This is a genomic window from Pseudomonas graminis (assembly GCF_004364335.1).
GTDB lineage: Bacteria > Pseudomonadota > Gammaproteobacteria > Pseudomonadales > Pseudomonadaceae > Aquipseudomonas > Aquipseudomonas graminis_D.
Window position 1 is genome coordinate 23,045 of sequence record NZ_SOCR01000008.1, and the last position, 18,295, is coordinate 41,339.

Consider the following 18,295-nt stretch of genomic DNA (forward strand, 5'->3'; position numbering starts at 1 on the left):
TCTCCTCAGCTCAGACGCAGGCGGCTGGCGCCGACCAGCCAGTTATAGATCAGGTACAGCACGACGGTCGCCAGCAGCAACAGACCGCCCAGCGCCGTCGCCATGCCCCAGTTGATGCTGGTGTTGGTGTAGAACGCCACGAAATAACTGACCATCTGATCGTTCGGGCTGCCCAGCAGCGCCGGGGTGATGTAGTAGCCGATGGCAAGGATGAACACCAACAGACAGCCCGCGCCCACACCGGCGTAGGTCTGCGGGAAGTACACGCGCCAGAAACTGGCGAACGGGTTGCAGCCCAGGGAAATCGCCGCGCGCAGGTAGGTCGGGGAGATGCCTTTCATCACGCTGTAGATGGGCAGAATCATGAACGGCAACATGATGTGCACCATCGAGATGTAGACGCCGACCCGGTTGAACACCAGCTCCAGCGGTTTATCGATGATGCCCATGGCCATCAGCGCGCCATTGATCAGGCCGCTCGATTGCAGCAACACGATCCAGGCGGCGACGCGCACCAGGATCGACGTCCAGAACGGCAGCAAGACCAAGATCATCAGCAAGTTGCTCTGCCGGGCGGGCAGATTCGCCAACAGGTACGCCAGCGGATAGGCCAGCAGCAGGCAGATCACGGTGATCACCAGGCCCATCCAGAAGGTGCGGGCGAAGATGTCGATGTAAATCGCCTGATCGGGTGTGGCCGGCGCCAGTTCACCGAGGTCGTCGATGCGGTGGTCGACAGCGGCCAGCAGGTAATAAGGGGTGAAGCTTGAGGTGTTGCGGCGGATCGCCTGCCAATACGCGGGATCGCCCCAGCGCTCATCAATGGCTTCCAGCGCTTCCTTGTAAGAAGCCGGCTCATCCTTGAATGGCATGGCGCGGGCCGTCTTCGCCAACAGGCTGCGGTAGCCCGCCAACTCTTGGTTCAAGCGTTTGGACAGATCGCCCAGCGTCTGATTCTTGCGCGCTTCGGCCAGATCCTGGCTCGCGGCCTTGTACACCGCGTCAGGCGGCAGCCCCTTGCCGTCCCATTTCGCCACTTCAACCACAGTAAGCGGCATGCCACCCACCACTTCCGGGTTACTGACGCTTTTGTAGAGCAGCGCCGCAATCGGCACGAGAAACACCAGCAGCAGGAAGATCACCAATGGCGCGATCAACGCCTGAGCCTTCCAGCGATTGACGCGCTCGGCACGGGCCAGGCGTTGCTTCAGGGTCGGGCTGGCGCCTTCAGTCAGGGGCACGGCGATGGCCATAGTGAACTCCGAAATCTTTAACAAAGAGCGCGTCGCCTGCCCTGCTTTCGGACAGTTCAGACGACGCACCCGGATCTAACTCACAACCAGGCGCTTACTGGGCAGCGCGCTTATTTGGCGGCCCACGAGTTGAAGCGCTGTTCCAGCGACTCACCGAAGTCGGCCCAGAATTTCACGTCGATCTGCACCTGATCCTTGATGTTCTCAGGGGTGGTCGGCATGTTTTTCAGGGTTTCAGCGCTGAGCAACGGGACCGCGCCTGTGTTGGCCGGGCCGTAAGCGATGTTTTCGGAATAGGTCTTCTGCTGCTCTGGCTTGAGGGAGTACGCGATGAACTTCTTCGCTTCTTCGGCGTTTTTCGCGCCCTTCGGAATGGCCCACGCGTCGAAGTCATACACGCCGCCGGTCCAGACCACTTTCAGGTTGCTCTCCTTCTGCACAGCAGCGATGCGACCGTTGTAGGCCGAGCTCATCACAACGTCGCCCGACTGCAGATACTGCGGCGGCTGAGCGCCCGCTTCCCACCACTGAATGCTTGGCTTGAGCTTGTCGAGCATCTTGAAAGCCCGGTCCTGGCCTTCCTTGGTCGCCAGCACTTTGTAGACGTCTTTCGGCGCAACGCCGTCGGCCATCAACGCGAATTCCAAGGTGTATTTGGCGCCCTTGCGCAGGCCACGCTTGCCTGGGAATTTCTCGGTGTCCCAGAAATCAGCCCAACCGGTCGGTGCGGATTTCAGCTTGTCGGCGTTGTAGGCCAGCACGGTGGACCAGACGAAAAAGCCCACGCCGCATTCAGAGATTGCGCCCTTGACGTAGCTGTCTTTGTTGCCGAGATCCACCGACGCCAGCGACTCGAACATGTCCTCGTCACAGCCGCGGGACAGCTCTGGCGATTCCACTTCCACCAGGTCCCAGGTCACGCTCTTGGTGTCGACCATGGCTTTAACCTTGGCCATCTCACCGTTGTATTCGCCGGCGATGATCTTGCCGTTGCCGGCTTTTTCCCACGGTGCGTAGAAGGCCTTTTCCTGGGCCGCCTTGTTCGCGCCACCGAAGGAAATGACCGTCAGGTCCGCTGCCATGGCTTGCGCCGCGCACATCATGCCGACCGATAAGGCGGTGAGCTTCAATGTCTTGAGCATCAGTTTTTCTCTCCACGAACAATGTTGGTTAAGCGATGGGGCGATTGGCTCGCCTCTGGGTTCTTCGGTTGACGCGTCACGCGGGTGTATCAATGTGCATCCAGCAACGGGTCCAGCGCGCGCGCGTGCTCGACCTGCCATCCAATGGGCACGACATCGCCAACGCTCAGCGCCGGATCAAGCTCGGCGATGGGCTGTTTGACGAAAAAATCGGTTTTACCGGCCACTTCCAGACGCACGCGCACGTGGTCGCCCAAATAGATGAATTCGGCGACGCGGCCGGAGAAGCGGTTGACACAACTCTCGCTGCGGCCGTTGAGGTTCACGCGCTCGGGACGAATAGAAAGCGTGACCGGGCTGCCGGTGGCACCGACGTTGATCGCCAGCGCTTCGACCTTTTCGCCGCGCGCCAGGCCCACCACGCAGCGGTCGCCGCTCTGGCTGAGCAAGGTGCCGTTGATGCGGTTGTTCTCGCCGATGAAGTTGGCGACGAAGGTGTTTTTCGGCTCTTCATAAAGGGTGCGCGGTGGGGCGATCTGCTGGATTTCGCCCTGATGAAATACCGCGACGCGGTCGGACATGGTCAGCGCTTCGCCCTGATCGTGGGTGACGTAAACAACGGTCACGCCCAGTCGCTGGTGCAGATGCTTGATTTCCATCTGCATGTGTTCGCGCAGTTGTTTGTCGAGCGCACCGAGGGGCTCGTCCATCAGCACCAGCTGCGGCTCGAACACCAACGCCCGGGCCAGCGCGACACGTTGTTGCTGACCACCCGACAACTGCGCGGGATAACGGTGGGCGAAGGTGCCGAGCTGCACCATGTCGAGGGCGCGTTTGACCTTTTCGGCGACGTCGGTCTTGCTCATGCCGCGCACCGACAGCGGAAACGCGAGGTTTTCAGCGACGGTCATGTGCGGGAACAGCGCGTAGTTCTGGAACACCATGCCGATGTCGCGTTTGTGCGGCGGCACGTTGTTGATCGAACGGCCCGCCAGCAGGATCTCCCCGGCGGTGGGTGTCTCGAAACCGGCGAGCATCATCAGGCTGGTGGTTTTGCCGGAGCCGGACGGCCCGAGCAGGGTGAGGAATTCGCCTTTGCAAATATCCAGGTTGAGGTCTTTGACGATCAGGGCTTCGCCGTCGTAGCTCTTTTGCACACCGCGAAAGCTGACCAGAACATCATTCGCCCCAGCGCTTGAATCGACGTTGCTCATTGCCCACACCTTTGTTTGATCCACCGTAGGGATCAAGCCTAGATGAGCCTGAAGGCCGCGCAAATCGGGGCGTGAGAGAGAATGGCCTAGGCGGGGTGGAAGGTTTGGTGTAGGGATTGCCCTACAGGGATGGCGGGGATAGGCATGACTTATCCGAGGGATTTGTTGCTTTCATCGACGCTTTCGCGAGCAAGCTCACTCCTACAAGGGATTGCGGTCATTCTGCAGGAGCGCGCTTGCCCGCGAACACGTCAGCATAGGCGCAGGGAAGGTCGTTTTTAGACCCGGCGCCTCAGACCAACTTATGCTCCATCGCATACTTCACCAGCTCGGCGAGCGAATTGATTTTCAGCTTCTGCATCAGCCGCGCCTTGTGGGTGCTGATGGTCTTGCTGCTCAGCGCCAGTTGCTGGGCGATGTCGTTGACGTTCGCGCCCTGAGCGAGGCGCTCGAACACGGAAAACTCGCGCTCGGACAACAGCGAGTGCAAGGGCCGGTGATCCGTCAGTCCGACTTCGAACACCATGCGATCGGCCAGGTCCGGGTCGATGTAACGTCCGCCCGCGGCCACGCGCCGAATCGCTGTCAGCAACAAGGCGGGGTCGCTGTCTTTGGTGGCGTAACCAGCGGCGCCGACCTTCAAGGCCCGCGCGGCCATTTGCGCTTCGTCGTGCATCGACAGCACCAGAATGGCAGGCGGATTGTTCAGCGCGCGAATCCGCGGGATCGCCTCCAGACCGTTGACCCCCGGCATGGAAATATCCAGCAGCACGACCTCGCACGGGATGTGGCGCAACGCCTCCAGCAACTGCTCGCCATTGCTGGCCTCCCCGACCACCTGCAGATCCTTCGCCAGGCCGATCAGCTGTTTGATGCCCTCGCGGACAATCGTGTGATCTTCGGCAACCAATACGCGAATCAATGCACGTGCTCCTCAGCGACCGGGTCCAGCGGAATGTGGATGCGCAAGGTTGTGCCTTCTCCGGGCAAGGTGTCCAGATGCAATTGCCCGCCCATGATCAGAACCCGCTCACGCATGCCCACCAGCCCGAACGACGCCGGACGCTCGGCGCGCAGATCGAAGCCCTTGCCGTCATCGGCGATGCGCATGCACAGCACGTCATCGCTCAGCGTCAGGCTCAGCTCGACCGTGTGCGCTTCGGCATGGCGCATGACGTTGGTCAGCGACTCCTGAAGGATGCGAAACAGCCCGATGGCCGTGGCGTCCGGCAGGCTGGGCAGGTTGTCCGGCACCTGCACCAGGCACGGAATCTGGGTGCGTGCTTCGAAGCGCCGGGCCTGCCACTCAATGGCCGAGGCGATGCCTGCATCGAGAATCGGTGGCCGCAGCGCGGTCGCCACGTCCCGCACCAACTGGAACAACTGCGCAATCAGGCGCTTCATGCTGTTCAACCGATCACGCAGGCCAGGGTCGAGATCGGCGTAGGCCAGTTCACACATGGACGTTTCCAGCTTGAGCACGGTCAGCATCTGACCCAGCTCGTCGTGGACTTCCCGGGCGATTCGGGCCTTTTCTTCTTCGCGCACGGTTTCCAGGTGCGCCGAAAGCTCGCGCAACTGCTCGGCCAGCACCTGCAAGCGCGCTTCACTTTCTTGCAGCGCGGCGAGGGATCGACGCCGTTCGGTCACATCGGTGATGAACACCACCAGATACTCGGCGTCGCGAAAGCGCAGGAAGCTCAGCGACACATCGGCCGGGAGGATGCTGCCATCGGCGCGCACGCAGTTGCTTTCGTAGTTTTGCGGCCCTTCCTCGCTGGAGCGCGCGGTTTTCCACAGATTGAGCCAGCGATCCATGTTCAGCCCCGGCTCGAAATCAATCAGCGGCCGGTCCACCACTCCACCGGGCGCATAACCCAGCATGGTCTCGGCCGCCTGATTGGCGTAGCGCACATGGCTGTCCCAATTGACCCAGAGAATGCCGACGGTGCTCTGATCAATGGAGAATTGCGCCAGCCTCAATGCCTCTTCTCCCGCCAGGCGCCTGGCGATGTCATCCCGCGCGCCAAGCAGCTGTTTCTCCAGTTGCTGCTGTTGTTTGCGCTGCCAGTAAACAATCGCCGCGCTGGCGAGGAGCAGGACCAATAGCAGCAGCGCAATGTTCTTCCACAGCCCTGGCGATTCACTGATCTGCGGGTATTTGGGCTGCAGCCACTGCGTATGCAACTGTTCGAGATCCCGGGCCGGAATGACGTTTAATGCCTGGCTGATAATCTCGGCGAGCTGCGGCGTGTCACGTCGGGAAGCCACGCGCAGCAATTGCGGAAAGCCGATGTCGCCCACCACGGCGAGCCCGGCAAACTCCGCCTCACGGGACAGACGGCTGAGCTGCGCCTCATCGATGACGGCGTAACGTGCCTGCTGACTGAGCAGCAGCTGCAAAGCCTGACGCTCGAGCGGCACGCCTTGCAGATTGAGGTGGGTGTAGTTGCTGCGCAGGTAGTCAGCCGTGGCACTGGGCATGCGCACGGCGACACGCACCTGGCTGTCGAGTTTTTCCAGATCCACCGCGCCGGCGCCGTCACGTTCGCCGATGATCAATTGCGGAACGCGCATGTATGGATCGGAATACAGCCACAGGCGCAAGCCGGCGGGGGTCTGGGTCAGGCCGGGCGCGAAGTCGATCTGGCCATCGGCGAGGGCTTTTTCGAGCTCGCTCTGATCGGCATAACTGCGCCACAGCAGCTCCACCTGAAGGGTCTTTGCCATGAGATTGATGAGGTCGACGTTCGCGCCGGACAACTGCTGAGCGCGTCGATCGAGCTGGGCGTAAGGCGTTTGAAGGACGAGCCCGACGCGCAATTGCCCGCGCTGGGTCAGCCAGTCCCGCTGCTCGCGGCTCAACGGGTCGGCCTGGGTGGGCGAGACAGCTGCATACAGCGACATCGGCAACGCGATCAGCAGCAGGCTGATCAAGAGCGCGCGGGTATCGCCGATAACCCGTAGGCACAGCGCACGGTTTCTCAAACTGTCGTTTCCATTTTCCTGAATCCCATGCCGATCATGCTCTGTGTCTCTCGTTCGCTGAGGCGCGGCGATTGCCTGGCCTGACAAACCGCCGTCAACCCATTAGTCTGCCGGAATTGTTTCCGGCCTTTGGAATATTCGATGTCCTACACCCTTCGCGCACTATTTCCTGCGCTGTGCCTGACGCTGATACTACCTTGCTCGCAGCCCGTCATGGCCGCGGACCCGGCGTCCGATAAAGACGCCAAGCCTGCTGAAGCGCCGGTCGAGCGTGCAGCACTGCCGTCGCGCACTGAAGAAGACACCCTGGCGCTCGAGCGTCAGGTGCCGCAAGCCGAGCAACAGCAGTTGCAGGCCGGCGACGAGACATTTCTAGCGTTGTGGAAACCGGCGAACGTCGACGCGCCCAAAGGCGCGGTGATCATCGTCCCGGGCGCCGATGAGTCAGCGGACTGGCCGACTGTGGTAGCACCGTTGCGCCGCAAGTTGCCGGACGTCGGATGGTCCAGCCTCAGTCTGAGCATGCCGGACGCTCACAACGATGGTGTTTTCGCCCGCGCGGCGGAGGCCCCGGCTGCGGCGAGTACTGGTGATAAACCCAAGGACGCGCCGGTGAAGGCGCCGGATCCTGCAGCCACTGCTGAGGCGGAGGCTGCGGCCGCCGCCGAACAGGCCGCTGCCCAGGCCGCGCTGGCCAAGGCCAACGCCGAGAAAATCTTCGCCCGGATCGACAGTGCTGTGGCGTTCGCCCAGCAGAACAAGGCCCGCAGCATCGTCCTCCTCGGCCACGGCAGCGGGGCTTATTGGGCGGCGCGTTACATGAGCGAGCGGCCCTCGCCGGCCGTCCAACGCCTGGTGATGGTCACGGCGGTGGATACCGGCAAGGAAACGCCGCCTCTGATGGATTTGCTGCCGACGCTGAAGGTCCCGACGGCAGACTTCGTCAACAAGGACCGGCCGGTGCCGCGCCAGCAGGCACAAGACCGTCTGGACGCCAGCAAACGAAACAAAAACGCTCGGTTTACCCAAGTGGCACTGAGTGCAATTCCGGGCAATCCGACGATGGAACAGGATCAACTGTTTCGCCGCGTTCGGGGTTGGTTGGAGGGGGACGCCGCGAAGTAACCCTGATCGCCTGCAAGGCTGCCCGTGCTTCGGGCAGCATCCAAAGCAGACGTCAGCGAAAACCCCGCCGTTCGCGAATCACCGCGTAGGCGTGGTGCAGCTCGCGGGTTTTCTCGGTGGCATCACGAACCTGTAGCTGATTGGCGCCACTGCCGGCGATTTTGTCCGGGTGGTGACGACTCAGCAATCGACGGTAGGCGCGCTTGATCTGCGCAGGTTCCGCATCCGCTTTCACACCCAGCAAACGCAGTGCGTCCTGAAACTCGCCGCCACTGCTGGCCGGAGCACCCCGGGAACGCTGCTCGTCTTCGGTCGATGACAACCCTTCGACTTTGCCCGCAGGCCAGCCCAGCCATTTGCCCCACAGCACAATCAATTCGCGCTCGGTACGCGACGCCCTGCCATCCGCCCACGCCATGCGCCAACAGGCACGCAGCAAACCTTCTGCCGCATGGGGTTGGTTTTTCAGGCGCGTGAGGTGAACGCGGAAATTGTCGCGCCCGTCCTTGCCCCGATTGAACGCCTGGATTGCCCGCCGTTGCGCCGCCTCGCTGAGGTCCAATCGGCGCATTTCCACACGCGCCTGCTGAATATGCCCGTCCACCACCCGGCCATCGCTCTTCGCCAGACGCCCCAGCAGCATGAAAATAAGCTCGTCGTCGCGCGGCACGGTGCGGCCATTGGCACGCTCGCGCATCTCCGCCCAGCTGCGGAAATTCAGCCGCCGATCAAGCGCCTGCCCCAGAAGCGCGCCGAGCATGGCGCCGGGAATGCTGGCAATCAGATACCCGACGCCACCGCCGACCACTGTGAATGGCCACAGCATCTAGGGTTTCACCACAAGCAGCTGCTCGACTTCTGCAAGGCGCTCATGGGTACCGACATCCACCCAGCGGCCAGCAAAACGTTCACCGGTTACCAGGCCTTTCGCCATGGCTTCACGCAACAGGGGCGCCAGCTTGAACGCGCCTTCGGTGCAGCCCGCGAAGAGTTGCGGATGCAGTACCGCGATGCCGCTGTAGGTCAGGCGCGGCTGAACGGCATCGTCGTGCACGAGCCCGTCGACCAGCGCGAAATCGCCGCCGGGGTGATGTGGCGGGTTATCCACCAGCACCAAATGGGCAAGCCCCTTGAGAGGTTTCATCAACGAGCTGAAATCGAAGTCGACCCAGATGTCACCGTTGACCACCAGAAAGGGCTCGTCGCCCAGCAGCGGCAGCGCACGGAAGATCCCGCCGCCCGTCTCCAGCGGCTCGCCCTCAGGCGAATAGCGGATATTCAGGCCCCACGGGCGACCGTCGCCCAGATGATCTTCGATCTGCTGACCCAGCCACGCATGGTTGATCACAACGTCTTCAACGCCAGCCGATCTGATCGCGCGCAGGTGATATTCAATCAGTGGAACACCGCCGGCACGCACCAGCGGTTTGGGCGTGTGCAGGGTCAACGGGCGCAGGCGCTCGCCTTTACCCGCCGCCAGAATCATCGCTTTCATGCGGCCCTCATCAAGACAATCTTCAAGTGCTTTCCCTCTTCAATTGCAGTCCATTACACAAAAGAGGCTGGTTTTGCCTGTGTCGGTGTTGTATGGCCAAGGCTGGTCAACAGATTACTCAACTCAACGAGCTCCGGGCGTCGCGCCAACACCGCTTCTATATAAGAGAAGAAGCGCGGCACGTCGGCGACGTAGCGTGGCTTGCCGTCACGGTGGCAGATGCGGGCGAAAATACCGATCACCTTCAAATGCCGCTGCACGCCCATCAAATCACTGGCACGACGGAATTCATCGAATTCGTCCTGCACCGGAATGCCCGCCGCAGCGGCCTTGTTCCAATACAGCTTGAGCCAGTCCGCTACGCGCGCCTCCGGCCAACTCAGGAAGGCATCCTTGAACAGGCATGTGATGTCGTAGGTGACCGGGCCATACACCGCGTCCTGAAAATCCAGGACGCCAGGGTTCGGTTCGCTGAGCATCAGGTTGCGCGGCATGTAATCGCGGTGCACCAGCACCTTCGGTTGGGCCAGCGCGCTTTCGATCAGCAAATCGCTGACTGACTGCCAACTGGCCTGCTGCGCCTGGTCGAACTCGACGCCCAGATGACGCTTCACGTACCACTCGGGAAACAGCTCCAGTTCGCGGCGCAGGAGTGCCACGTCATAACTGGGCAACAGCGCGTCCATCGGCAGTTGCTGGTAGGCGAGCAGTGCGTCGATTGCGTCCATGAACAGCTGATCGGCGTTTTGCTCGTCGATGACATCCAGGTAAGTCTGACGACCCAGGTCATTCAACAAAAGGAAGCCCTGATTCAGGTCTTCGGCATAAATTTTCGGAACATTAATGCCCGAGCCGCTCAATAAATGAGCGATATCCACGAAGGGTTTGCAGTTTTCCTGTGGGGGTGGCGCGTCCATGACAATAAAAGTGCGGTCCTCCCCCTCCCAGCGAAAGTAGCGCCGGAAACTGGCATCGCTACTGGCGGCAGTCAACGTGGCCGGGGGTATTGGGCCCCAGCCTTGAGCCTCAAATAAACGCGGGAGCTGCTCATCGAGCCAAACTTTCAGGTGTTGCAGGCGTACATCTTGATCTGGCATTGCAAGGGTCTCCGACGGCGCTAGCCGTCAAGCGGGTCATGCTTTATTATCCGACATCTTTTTCAGCCCATCGAGAGGCGTGCGGCCCCCCCGCGGGCAGATGGCGCGCAGGAAGCCCGGACTAATAAGATGGCATTGAAATCCCCCGCGTTTCGTAAAAAATTTCCGTTGCTCGTAACTGGCAGTTTGCTGGCGATGCAACCCCTGGCCGTCCCGTACGTGGTAGCCGCCGAACAGTATGACTGCTCGGTGTCTGCAACAGGTGCATGGGATTGCTCTCCGAAAACCAACGCAGCCCAGTTGCCTCCGCGCCCCGTGCACGACGCCAACAGTGTTTCGTCCAACAGCAGCACGGCAGATGGCGCTCAGACGACCACCACCTCCGATGGCGAAGTCGTGCCCAAAACGATGCTGGTCACCGAGGCCAAGGGCCGTGGCCTGAAATCGCGCAGCGCCGATTACAGTCACCTTGACTGGGTTCCGCGCGAGAAGCTGACCGCAGCCCAACTGGCTGAAACCGGTCCGTACTGCTCGGGCGCCTACATCGAACCGATCCGTCCGGGCATGGACGACAAGACGCCGAAGAGCGACGCACCGACTTTCATCGGCGCCAAGGCTTCGCGTTATCAGCAGGAAGAGCAGGTTGCGACCCTGGCGGGCGACGTCGTCCTGCGTCAGGGCAGCATGCAGGTCGAGGCTGACGAAGCCAGCCTGCATCAGGCCGAGAACCGTGGCGAGCTGAACGGCGATGTCCGTCTGCGCGACAACGGCGCCCTGATCGTCGGCGACCATGCTGAAGTCCAGCTCGACACCGGCGAAGCCAAAGTCGACAACGCCGAGTACGTGCTGCACAAAAACAACGTTCGCGGTAACGCCCTGTACGCTCGCCGTGCCGAGAACGCGATCATCCGCTTGAAGGACGGCACGTACACCACGTGCGAGCCGAACAGCAACGCGTGGACCGTTAAGGGCAACAACATCACCCTGAACCCGGCCACAGGTTTCGGTACTGCCACCAACGCCACACTGCGCGTTCACGACATTCCGATCCTGTACACGCCATACATCTACTTCCCGATCGACGACCGTCGCCAGTCCGGCTTCCTGCCACCGACCATCGGTACTGGCAGCGATACCGGCTTCTCGTTGCTCACCCCGTACTACTTCAACCTGGCGCCGAACTACGACGCCACGTTGTACCCGACCTACATGGCCAAGCGCGGCATGTTGCTGGAAGGCGAGTTCCGCTACCTGACCAAGACCAGCGAAGGTCAGTTCGGTGCGGCTTACCTGAACGACGACAACGACGATCGCAAGCTGCAGTCGGATTACAAAGACACCCGCTGGTTGATCAACTGGCAGGACCGCAGTGGCCTGGATTCGCGTCTGACCAGCAAGATCGACTACACAAAAGTCAGTGACCCTTATTACTTCAAAGACCTGAAAAGCGGTCAGGAAGGCGTCAGCACTCACGACTACCTGAATCAGCAGGGCGCTGTTTACTACCGTGGTGACAACTACACCGCCACGCTGAACGCTCAGCAGTATCAGTTGACCACTGTCACTCAGATCACGCCCTACGGTCGCTTGCCTCAGCTCACGCTGAACGGGACGCTGCCGTATCACCCTGAAGGCTTCAAGTTCGATTACGAAACTGAGCTGGTTCGGTTTGATCGTGATTTGCGTACCGGCAATTACAGCGATGAAGACGGAATCCTGAGCCGCCGACTGGATCAGAACGTATCCGGCCTGGCACGCGCCAATGGTGATCGCCTCAACCTTGCACCTTCGATCAGCCTCCCGCTCACAGCCAGTTATGGCTTTGTTACGCCTAAGCTGAAGTACGTTTACACCAAGTACGACCTGGATCTGGACGGCCAAGGCAAGGCTTTCCTGGCCTCGGATGCCAATCTGAACTCCACTACGCGAGAGAACTTCGACAGTGGCGTGGATCGCTCCATTCCAATATTCAGCGTCGACAGCGGTCTGTACTTCGATCGCAACACCAACTGGTTCGGCAAGGACTACCGCCAGACCCTGGAGCCTCGTGCGTACTACCTCTACGTTCCGTATAAAGACCAGTCTGACATCCCGATCTTTGACAGCGGCGAAACCACGTTCAACTACAGCTCGCTGTTCCGCGACAACCGTTTCGTCGGCTCCGACCGCATCGGCGACGAAAACAAACTGTCCCTGGGCGTGACCAACCGCTGGATTGAAGACAACGGCTTCGAACGGCAGCGCGTCAGCGTCGGCCAGGCCGTGTACTTCGCCGATCGCAAGGTGCAACTGCCAGGCATCGCTTTCGAAGACCGCAAGGACGCTCAGTCCGACGTGTCTCCCTATGCGCTTGAGTACGAATACCGCTTCAACCGCGACTGGCGTGTAAATTCGGACTTTAACTGGGACCCGGACAGCCGCAGCACTCGTTCCGGCAGCGCAATGTTTCACTACCAGCCTGAAGACGAGCCGGGCAAGGTCATCAACGCCGGCTATCGCTATCGCAACGACCAGGTCCGTTACGACCAGACAACAGGTCGCTGGAGCGTAGGCGGGGGTGATTACACCTACCCTGATGGCACCGTCATCAAGGATTACTACAAGATTCAGCAACATGACTTCTCGGTCATCTGGCCTGTGGTTCCGCAGTGGAGCGCAATCGCCCGCTGGCAGTACGACTACAACCGTGACCGCACCCTCGAAGCCTTTGGTGGTTTTGAATATGACAACTGCTGCTGGAAGCTGCGTCTGATCAACCGGTACTGGGTCGACTATGACGAGTCCACCCAAGAGATACCGCAGAACGAAAAAGGCGACCGCGGCGTCTTCCTACAAATCGTGTTGAAGGGACTTGGCGGCGTCGTTGGCCAAAAAGTTGAAAGCTTCCTCGACAAAGGCATCCAAGGTTATCGTGAACGTGAAGACCAAGCTTTCTGATTGTCTGCGCCCGCTGATGCTGGGCGCGCTGCTTATCGGTACTGTTGCGCACGCTGAAGTGCGCACCATCGACAAGGTAGTTGCCATCGTCGACAACGACGTGGTCATGCAAAGCCAGCTCGACCAGCGCACCCGTGAGGTTCAGCAAACCATCGCCAAGCGCGGGCAGGGTGTTCCGCCCGCCAGCGCACTGGAGTCTCAGGTCCTGGACCGTCTGATCCTGGAAAACCTGCAGATCCAGATCGGCGAACGTTCCGGCATTCGCATCAGCGATGAAGAGCTGAACCAGGCGGTTGCCACCATTGCTCAACGCAACAACATGAGTGTCGACCAGTTCAAGGCTGCACTGACCCACGACGGGCTGTCCTACACCAGCGCACGTGAGCAGATCCGCCGGGAAATGATCATCAGCCGTGTGCGCCAGCGCCGCGTTGCCGAACGCATTCAGGTTTCGGAGCAGGAAGTAAAAAACTTCCTCGCTTCTGACATGGGCAAAGCTCAGTTCTCCGAAGAGTTTCACTTGGCCAATATTTTGATCCCGACGCCGGACAGTGCGACGTCGGATCAGATTCAGGCCGCCGCAGCCAAAGCCAAGGACCTCTACGGCAAGCTGCAACAGGGTGCGAACTTCGAGCAGATGGCGATCGCGTCGTCGGCCAGCGAAAGCGCATTGGACGGTGGTGACATGGGCTGGCGTAAAGCCGCTCAGCTGCCGCCTCCATTCGGCGACATGCTGTCGTCAATGCGTCCGGGCGAGGTCACCCCTCCTGCGCGCACACCGGGCGGTTTCATCATTCTTAAGCTGGTCGAGAAACGCGGCGGCGAGACTCAGACCCAGATGCGCGACGAGGTTCACGTTCGTCACATCCTGATCAAGCCAAGCGAAATCCGCAGCCCAGCCGAGACCAAGCTGTTGGCGCAACGTATTTATGATCGCATCCAGAATGGCGAAGACTTCGGCGAGCTGGCGAAGAGCTTTTCCGAAGACCCGGGTTCGGCGCTCAACGGCGGCGACATGAACTGGGTTGACCCGCGCTCGCTGGTCCCGGAGTTCCGCGACGTCATGAACGAGACACCTCAGGGTGTCGTGTCCAAGCCGTTCGAGACTCAATTCGGCTGGCACGTTCTGGAAGTCATGGGCCGTCGCTCGACTGACAGCACCAGTCAGGCCCGTGAGCAACAGGCGATGACCGTACTGCGTAACCGCAAGTACGACGAAGAGCTGCAAACCTGGCTGCGTCAGATCCGTGATGAAGCCTACGTCGAGATCAAGCTCCCCGGAGCTGACCAGGCGGCCAAGTGAAACCCCAGCGTTTCGCCCTGACACCCGGCGAGCCGGCCGGCATCGGTCCTGACCTTTGCCTGCTGCTTGCCGCGCAGTCCCAGCCCCATCCTCTGATTGCCATTACCAGCTGCGACCTGCTCACCGAGCGGGCCGCCCAGTTGGGCGTGGCTGTCAGCCTGATTCCGGTCACGCCCGCCGCTTGGCCCGATGTCCCCGCACCCGCTGGCAGTCTCTATGTATGGGACACGCCGGTTCAGGCGCCAGTGATTGCCGGCCAACTCGACAAAGCCAACGGCGGTTTCGTGCTCGAAACCCTGACCCGAGCGGGCCAGGGCTGCATGGACGGCCACTTCGCCGGCATGATCACAGCCCCGGTGCACAAAGGCGTGATCAACGACAGTGGCATCGCGTTCTCTGGCCACACCGAATTCCTTGCCGAGCTGACTCACACCGAGCAGGTGGTGATGATGCTGGCGACCGGTGATTTGCGCGTAGCGCTGGTGACCACTCACCTGCCCCTGCGGGACGTTGCCGACGCAATCACTGCTGATCGGCTGGAGCGCGTGACGCGCATCCTGCACGCTGATCTGGTCAACAAATTCGGCATCGCCCGCCCGCGGATTCTGGTCTGTGGCCTGAATCCGCATGCCGGCGAGAGCGGCCACCTGGGCCGCGAAGAAATCGACATTATCGAACCTACTCTGGCGCGTCTGCGCAGCGAGGGCCTGGACTTACATGGCCCGCTGCCTGCCGACACGCTCTTTACCCCCAAATATCTGGAGCACTGCGACGCAGTGCTGGCGATGTACCACGACCAGGGCCTGCCCGTGCTGAAGTACAAAGGCTTCGGCGCCGCCGTCAACATCACGCTGGGCCTGCCGATCATTCGCACCTCCGTGGATCACGGCACGGCGCTGGATCTCGCGGGCACCGGCAAGATCGACACCGGCAGCCTCAGGGTCGCTCTGGAAACCGCCTATCAGATGGCCGAGACCCATTCATGAACGAGCAATACCACCACAAGGCGCGCAAGCGCTTTGGCCAGAACTTCCTGCATGACGCGGGCGTGATCGACAAGATCCTGCGCTCCATTCGTGCCAAGGCCGAAGACCGCATGCTGGAAATCGGCCCGGGGCAAGGTGCTCTGACCGCAGGCCTGCTGAGCAGCGGCGCGCAATTGGACGTCGTCGAGCTCGACAAAGACCTTGTGCCGATCCTCATGCATCAGTTCGGCAGCAAGCCGAATTTCAGTCTGCATCAGGGTGACGCGCTGAAGTTCGACTTCACCAGCCTGAATGCCGCACCCAACAGCCTGCGTGTCGTCGGCAACCTGCCGTACAACATCTCCACGCCGCTGATCTTCCACTTGCTGCAGAACGCTTACCTGATCCGCGACATGCACTTCATGCTGCAGAAAGAAGTGGTCGAGCGTCTAGCAGCAGGTCCGGGTGGCGGGGATTGGGGCCGCCTGTCGATCATGGTTCAGTACCACTGCCGCGTGGAGCATCTGTTCAACGTTGGTCCGGGAGCGTTCAATCCGCCGCCGAAAGTGGATTCGGCCATCGTTCGTCTGGTGCCTCACGAAACCCTGCCGCACCCGGCCAAGGATCACCGCGTACTTGAGCGCGTCGTCCGCGAGGCGTTCAACCAGCGCCGCAAGACTCTGCGCAATACATTGAAAGCCCTGCTGACCAGCGAAGAGATCACCGAAGCCGGTGTCGATGGCAGCCTGCGTCCGGAGCAGCTGGACCTGGCGGCGTTTGTGCGTCTGGCCGACACGCTCAGCGAAAAGCCTGTCGCCGCCTGACCTTCTCGGGACATGTCCGGTCAAAGCCTCTGTACTTGCTTATCCGTGACATGTCCTAGACTGATTTCCAACCGGACGACTTCCGGCTATTTCCGCTCTCGCTTCTAAGGCCTCTTGCATGTCTGATTCTCGTTACCAGGTCGACGTCAGCGTCGAGACCCGATTCCTAGCCGAACAGTCTCAGCCTGAGCACAACCGTTTCGCCTTCGCCTACACCATCACCGTGCAGAACAACGGCCAATTGCCAGCCAAGTTGCTGTCACGCCATTGGGTGATCACCGACGGCGACGGTCAGGTTGAAGAGGTTCGCGGCGACGGTGTCGTAGGCCAGCAACCGCTGATCCAGCCGGGGCAAAGTCACACCTACACCAGCGGCACCGTGATGACCACCAAGGTGGGCAACATGCAGGGCACTTATCAAATGCTCGCAGAAGACGGCAAGCGCTTCGACGCTGTCATCGCACCGTTCCGTCTGGCGGTCCCGGGGGCGCTTCACTGATGGCGGTCTACGCAGTCGGTGACCTGCAAGGCTGCCTTGAACCGCTGAAGTGCCTGCTCGAACGCGTTGCATTCGAGCCCGGCAAAGACACGCTGTGGCTGGTCGGCGACCTCGTCAACCGAGGACCGCAGTCACTGGAAACCCTGCGCTATCTCTACGCCATGCGCGACTCTGTCGTCTGCGTGCTGGGCAATCATGACCTGCACCTGCTGGCGGCCGGCCGCAATATCGAGCGCCTGAAGAAAGGCGATACGCTGCGGGAAATTCTCGAAGCGCCGGACGCCGTCGTGCTGCTCGACTGGCTGCGCCAACAAAAGCTGATGCATTACGACGCCGAACGCGACCTCGCACTGGTGCATGCCGGAATCCCGCCGCAATGGACGCTGAAAAAGGCCCTGCGCTGCGCAGAGGAAGTGCAAGAAGCGTTGCGCGACGACAATCGGTTCGAACCCTTTCTCGACGGCATGTACGGCAACGAGCCTGCCAAATGGGACAAGGATCTGCACGGCGTCACTCGGCTGCGGGTCATCACTAACTACTTCACGCGCATGCGCTTCTGCACCAGCGACGGCAAGCTCGATCTCAAGAGCAAGGAAGGCCTCGACAGCGCGCCGGCGGGATACGCGCCGTGGTTCAAGCACAAAGAGCGCAAAACCAAAGGCGTGGGTATCATTTTCGGCCACTGGGCCGCGCTTGAGGGCCGCTGTGACGAACCGGGCGTGTATGCGCTGGACACAGGCTGTGTCTGGGGCGGCGCGATGACGCTGCTTAATGTCGACACTCGTGCGCTGATTCGCTGCGAATGCGACGAGCGTGGCAACGCGAAGGCACCCGCCCCTGCGGCATTCCCCGTCAGCGAGCCAATTCCGCTGCAGCAGTAAGATCTCACTACGTTCTCGACCGTTCGAGGACCCGACGGCCCAGGAGCCCGAGCCATGACTGACTTCAAACGCATTTCACCCGAACAAGTCCATGCCCTGCGCGAACAAGGCGCCGTGCTGGTGGACGTGCGTGACGCGCAGACCTACGCGACCCACCACATCCCGGATTCCCATCATCTCGACAACCACTCCATTGCCGACTTCATCCGTCAGGCCGATCTGGACAAACCGCTGGTCGTCCTCTGCTATCACGGCAACTCCAGCCAGAGCGCAGCAGCCTATCTTGTAGGTCAGGGCTTCTCCGAGGTCTACAGCATGGATGGCGGTTTCGAATTGTGGAAAACCAAATTCCCTGAAGAAACCGCACAAGGCTGATCAAAAAATATTTTTGCTGGCCGCTATCCCGCGTCCTACGCGGGCTCGCGCCCTCATCTGACGAACGGGTATGCCCTCTTCATCCCCATTGCTTCTTTCTGTGCCCGAATCCGAACTACTCTTAGCCTCAGGCCATCCGAATCAGGGGAGAGCCGGTACACCGGCGCGTGGGTCATCGGTAGCTACTTTTATGGTGT

Annotated in this window: 16 protein-coding genes; 8 read left to right on the forward strand and 8 right to left on the reverse strand. The window is 60.9% G+C overall.

Going from position 1 to position 18,295, the window contains the following annotated elements; all coding sequences use genetic code 11:
• Window positions 1-5: 5 nt before the first annotated feature.
• From EC919_RS16150 to EC919_RS16170, 5 genes are all read right to left on the reverse strand, one after another.
• Window positions 6-1,253 carry an ABC transporter permease gene (locus EC919_RS16150; protein ID WP_133775451.1) on the reverse strand — a complete coding sequence of 416 codons (1,248 nt, stop codon included), beginning with the start codon at window positions 1,251-1,253 and terminating at the stop codon, window positions 6-8.
• Window positions 1,254-1,363: 110 nt separating this feature from the next.
• Complete coding sequence (locus EC919_RS16155) at window positions 1,364-2,395, reverse strand: polyamine ABC transporter substrate-binding protein (protein ID WP_133775452.1); 1,032 nt, start codon at window positions 2,393-2,395, stop codon at window positions 1,364-1,366.
• An 89-nt stretch (window positions 2,396-2,484) separates the two neighbouring features.
• Entirely contained in the window at window positions 2,485-3,609 is a 1,125-nt protein-coding gene (locus EC919_RS16160) for an ABC transporter ATP-binding protein (protein ID WP_133775453.1), read from the reverse strand.
• Between the two features lie 292 nt (window positions 3,610-3,901).
• On the reverse strand, window positions 3,902-4,531 hold the full coding sequence (locus tag EC919_RS16165) for a response regulator (RefSeq protein WP_133775454.1): 630 nt from the start codon (window positions 4,529-4,531) through the stop codon (window positions 3,902-3,904).
• Complete coding sequence (locus tag EC919_RS16170) at window positions 4,528-6,516, reverse strand: PAS domain-containing sensor histidine kinase (protein ID WP_133775708.1); 1,989 nt, start codon at window positions 6,514-6,516, stop codon at window positions 4,528-4,530. The genes EC919_RS16165 and EC919_RS16170 overlap by 4 nt, the downstream gene beginning before the upstream one ends.
• Window positions 6,517-6,738: 222 nt before the next feature.
• On the opposite strand from EC919_RS16170, the gene EC919_RS16175 reads away from it, so the two are divergent.
• On the forward strand, window positions 6,739-7,722 hold the full coding sequence (locus EC919_RS16175) for an alpha/beta hydrolase family protein (protein ID WP_133775455.1): 984 nt from the start codon (window positions 6,739-6,741) through the stop codon (window positions 7,720-7,722).
• 52 nt (window positions 7,723-7,774) lie between these two features.
• Here EC919_RS16175 and EC919_RS16180 read toward each other — a convergent pair whose 3' ends face one another.
• From EC919_RS16180 to EC919_RS16190, 3 genes are read right to left on the reverse strand one after another with little or no spacing between them, the layout of a single operon-like run.
• Window positions 7,775-8,548, reverse strand: a complete 774-nt coding sequence (locus tag EC919_RS16180) for a DnaJ domain-containing protein (RefSeq protein WP_133775456.1) — start codon at window positions 8,546-8,548, stop codon at window positions 7,775-7,777.
• On the reverse strand, window positions 8,549-9,217 hold the full coding sequence (gene murU / locus EC919_RS16185) for an N-acetylmuramate alpha-1-phosphate uridylyltransferase MurU (protein WP_133775457.1): 669 nt from the start codon (window positions 9,215-9,217) through the stop codon (window positions 8,549-8,551).
• A 53-nt stretch (window positions 9,218-9,270) separates the two neighbouring features.
• Entirely contained in the window at window positions 9,271-10,314 is a 1,044-nt protein-coding gene (locus tag EC919_RS16190) for an aminoglycoside phosphotransferase family protein (RefSeq protein WP_133775458.1), read from the reverse strand.
• Between the two features lie 129 nt (window positions 10,315-10,443).
• On the opposite strand from EC919_RS16190, the gene EC919_RS16195 reads away from it, so the two are divergent.
• From EC919_RS16195 to glpE, 7 genes are all read left to right on the forward strand, one after another.
• Window positions 10,444-13,251 (forward strand): LPS-assembly protein LptD, encoded by a 2,808-nt coding sequence (locus EC919_RS16195; protein ID WP_133775459.1) that lies wholly within the window; start codon window positions 10,444-10,446, stop codon window positions 13,249-13,251.
• The gene (locus EC919_RS16200) at window positions 13,232-14,554 is read left to right on the forward strand and encodes a peptidylprolyl isomerase (RefSeq protein ID WP_166650570.1); all 1,323 of its coding nucleotides are present in this window, start codon (window positions 13,232-13,234) and stop codon (window positions 14,552-14,554) included. Before EC919_RS16195 ends, EC919_RS16200 begins: the two co-directional genes overlap by 20 nt.
• Window positions 14,551-15,540 carry a 4-hydroxythreonine-4-phosphate dehydrogenase PdxA gene (gene pdxA, locus EC919_RS16205; RefSeq protein WP_133775461.1) on the forward strand — a complete coding sequence of 330 codons (990 nt, stop codon included), beginning with the start codon at window positions 14,551-14,553 and terminating at the stop codon, window positions 15,538-15,540. Before EC919_RS16200 ends, pdxA begins: the two co-directional genes overlap by 4 nt.
• The gene (gene rsmA / locus EC919_RS16210; protein ID WP_133775462.1) at window positions 15,537-16,343 is read left to right on the forward strand and encodes a 16S rRNA (adenine(1518)-N(6)/adenine(1519)-N(6))-dimethyltransferase RsmA; all 807 of its coding nucleotides are present in this window, start codon (window positions 15,537-15,539) and stop codon (window positions 16,341-16,343) included. Before pdxA ends, rsmA begins: the two co-directional genes overlap by 4 nt.
• A 118-nt stretch (window positions 16,344-16,461) precedes the next feature.
• On the forward strand, window positions 16,462-16,842 hold the full coding sequence (gene apaG, locus EC919_RS16215; protein WP_133775463.1) for a Co2+/Mg2+ efflux protein ApaG: 381 nt from the start codon (window positions 16,462-16,464) through the stop codon (window positions 16,840-16,842).
• Window positions 16,842-17,723, forward strand: a complete 882-nt coding sequence (locus EC919_RS16220) for a symmetrical bis(5'-nucleosyl)-tetraphosphatase (RefSeq protein WP_133775464.1) — start codon at window positions 16,842-16,844, stop codon at window positions 17,721-17,723. The genes apaG and EC919_RS16220 overlap by 1 nt, the downstream gene beginning before the upstream one ends.
• A 54-nt stretch (window positions 17,724-17,777) precedes the next feature.
• Entirely contained in the window at window positions 17,778-18,098 is a 321-nt protein-coding gene (gene glpE, locus EC919_RS16225) for a thiosulfate sulfurtransferase GlpE (protein WP_133775465.1), read from the forward strand.
• The last annotated feature ends 197 nt before the right edge of the window (window positions 18,099-18,295 follow it).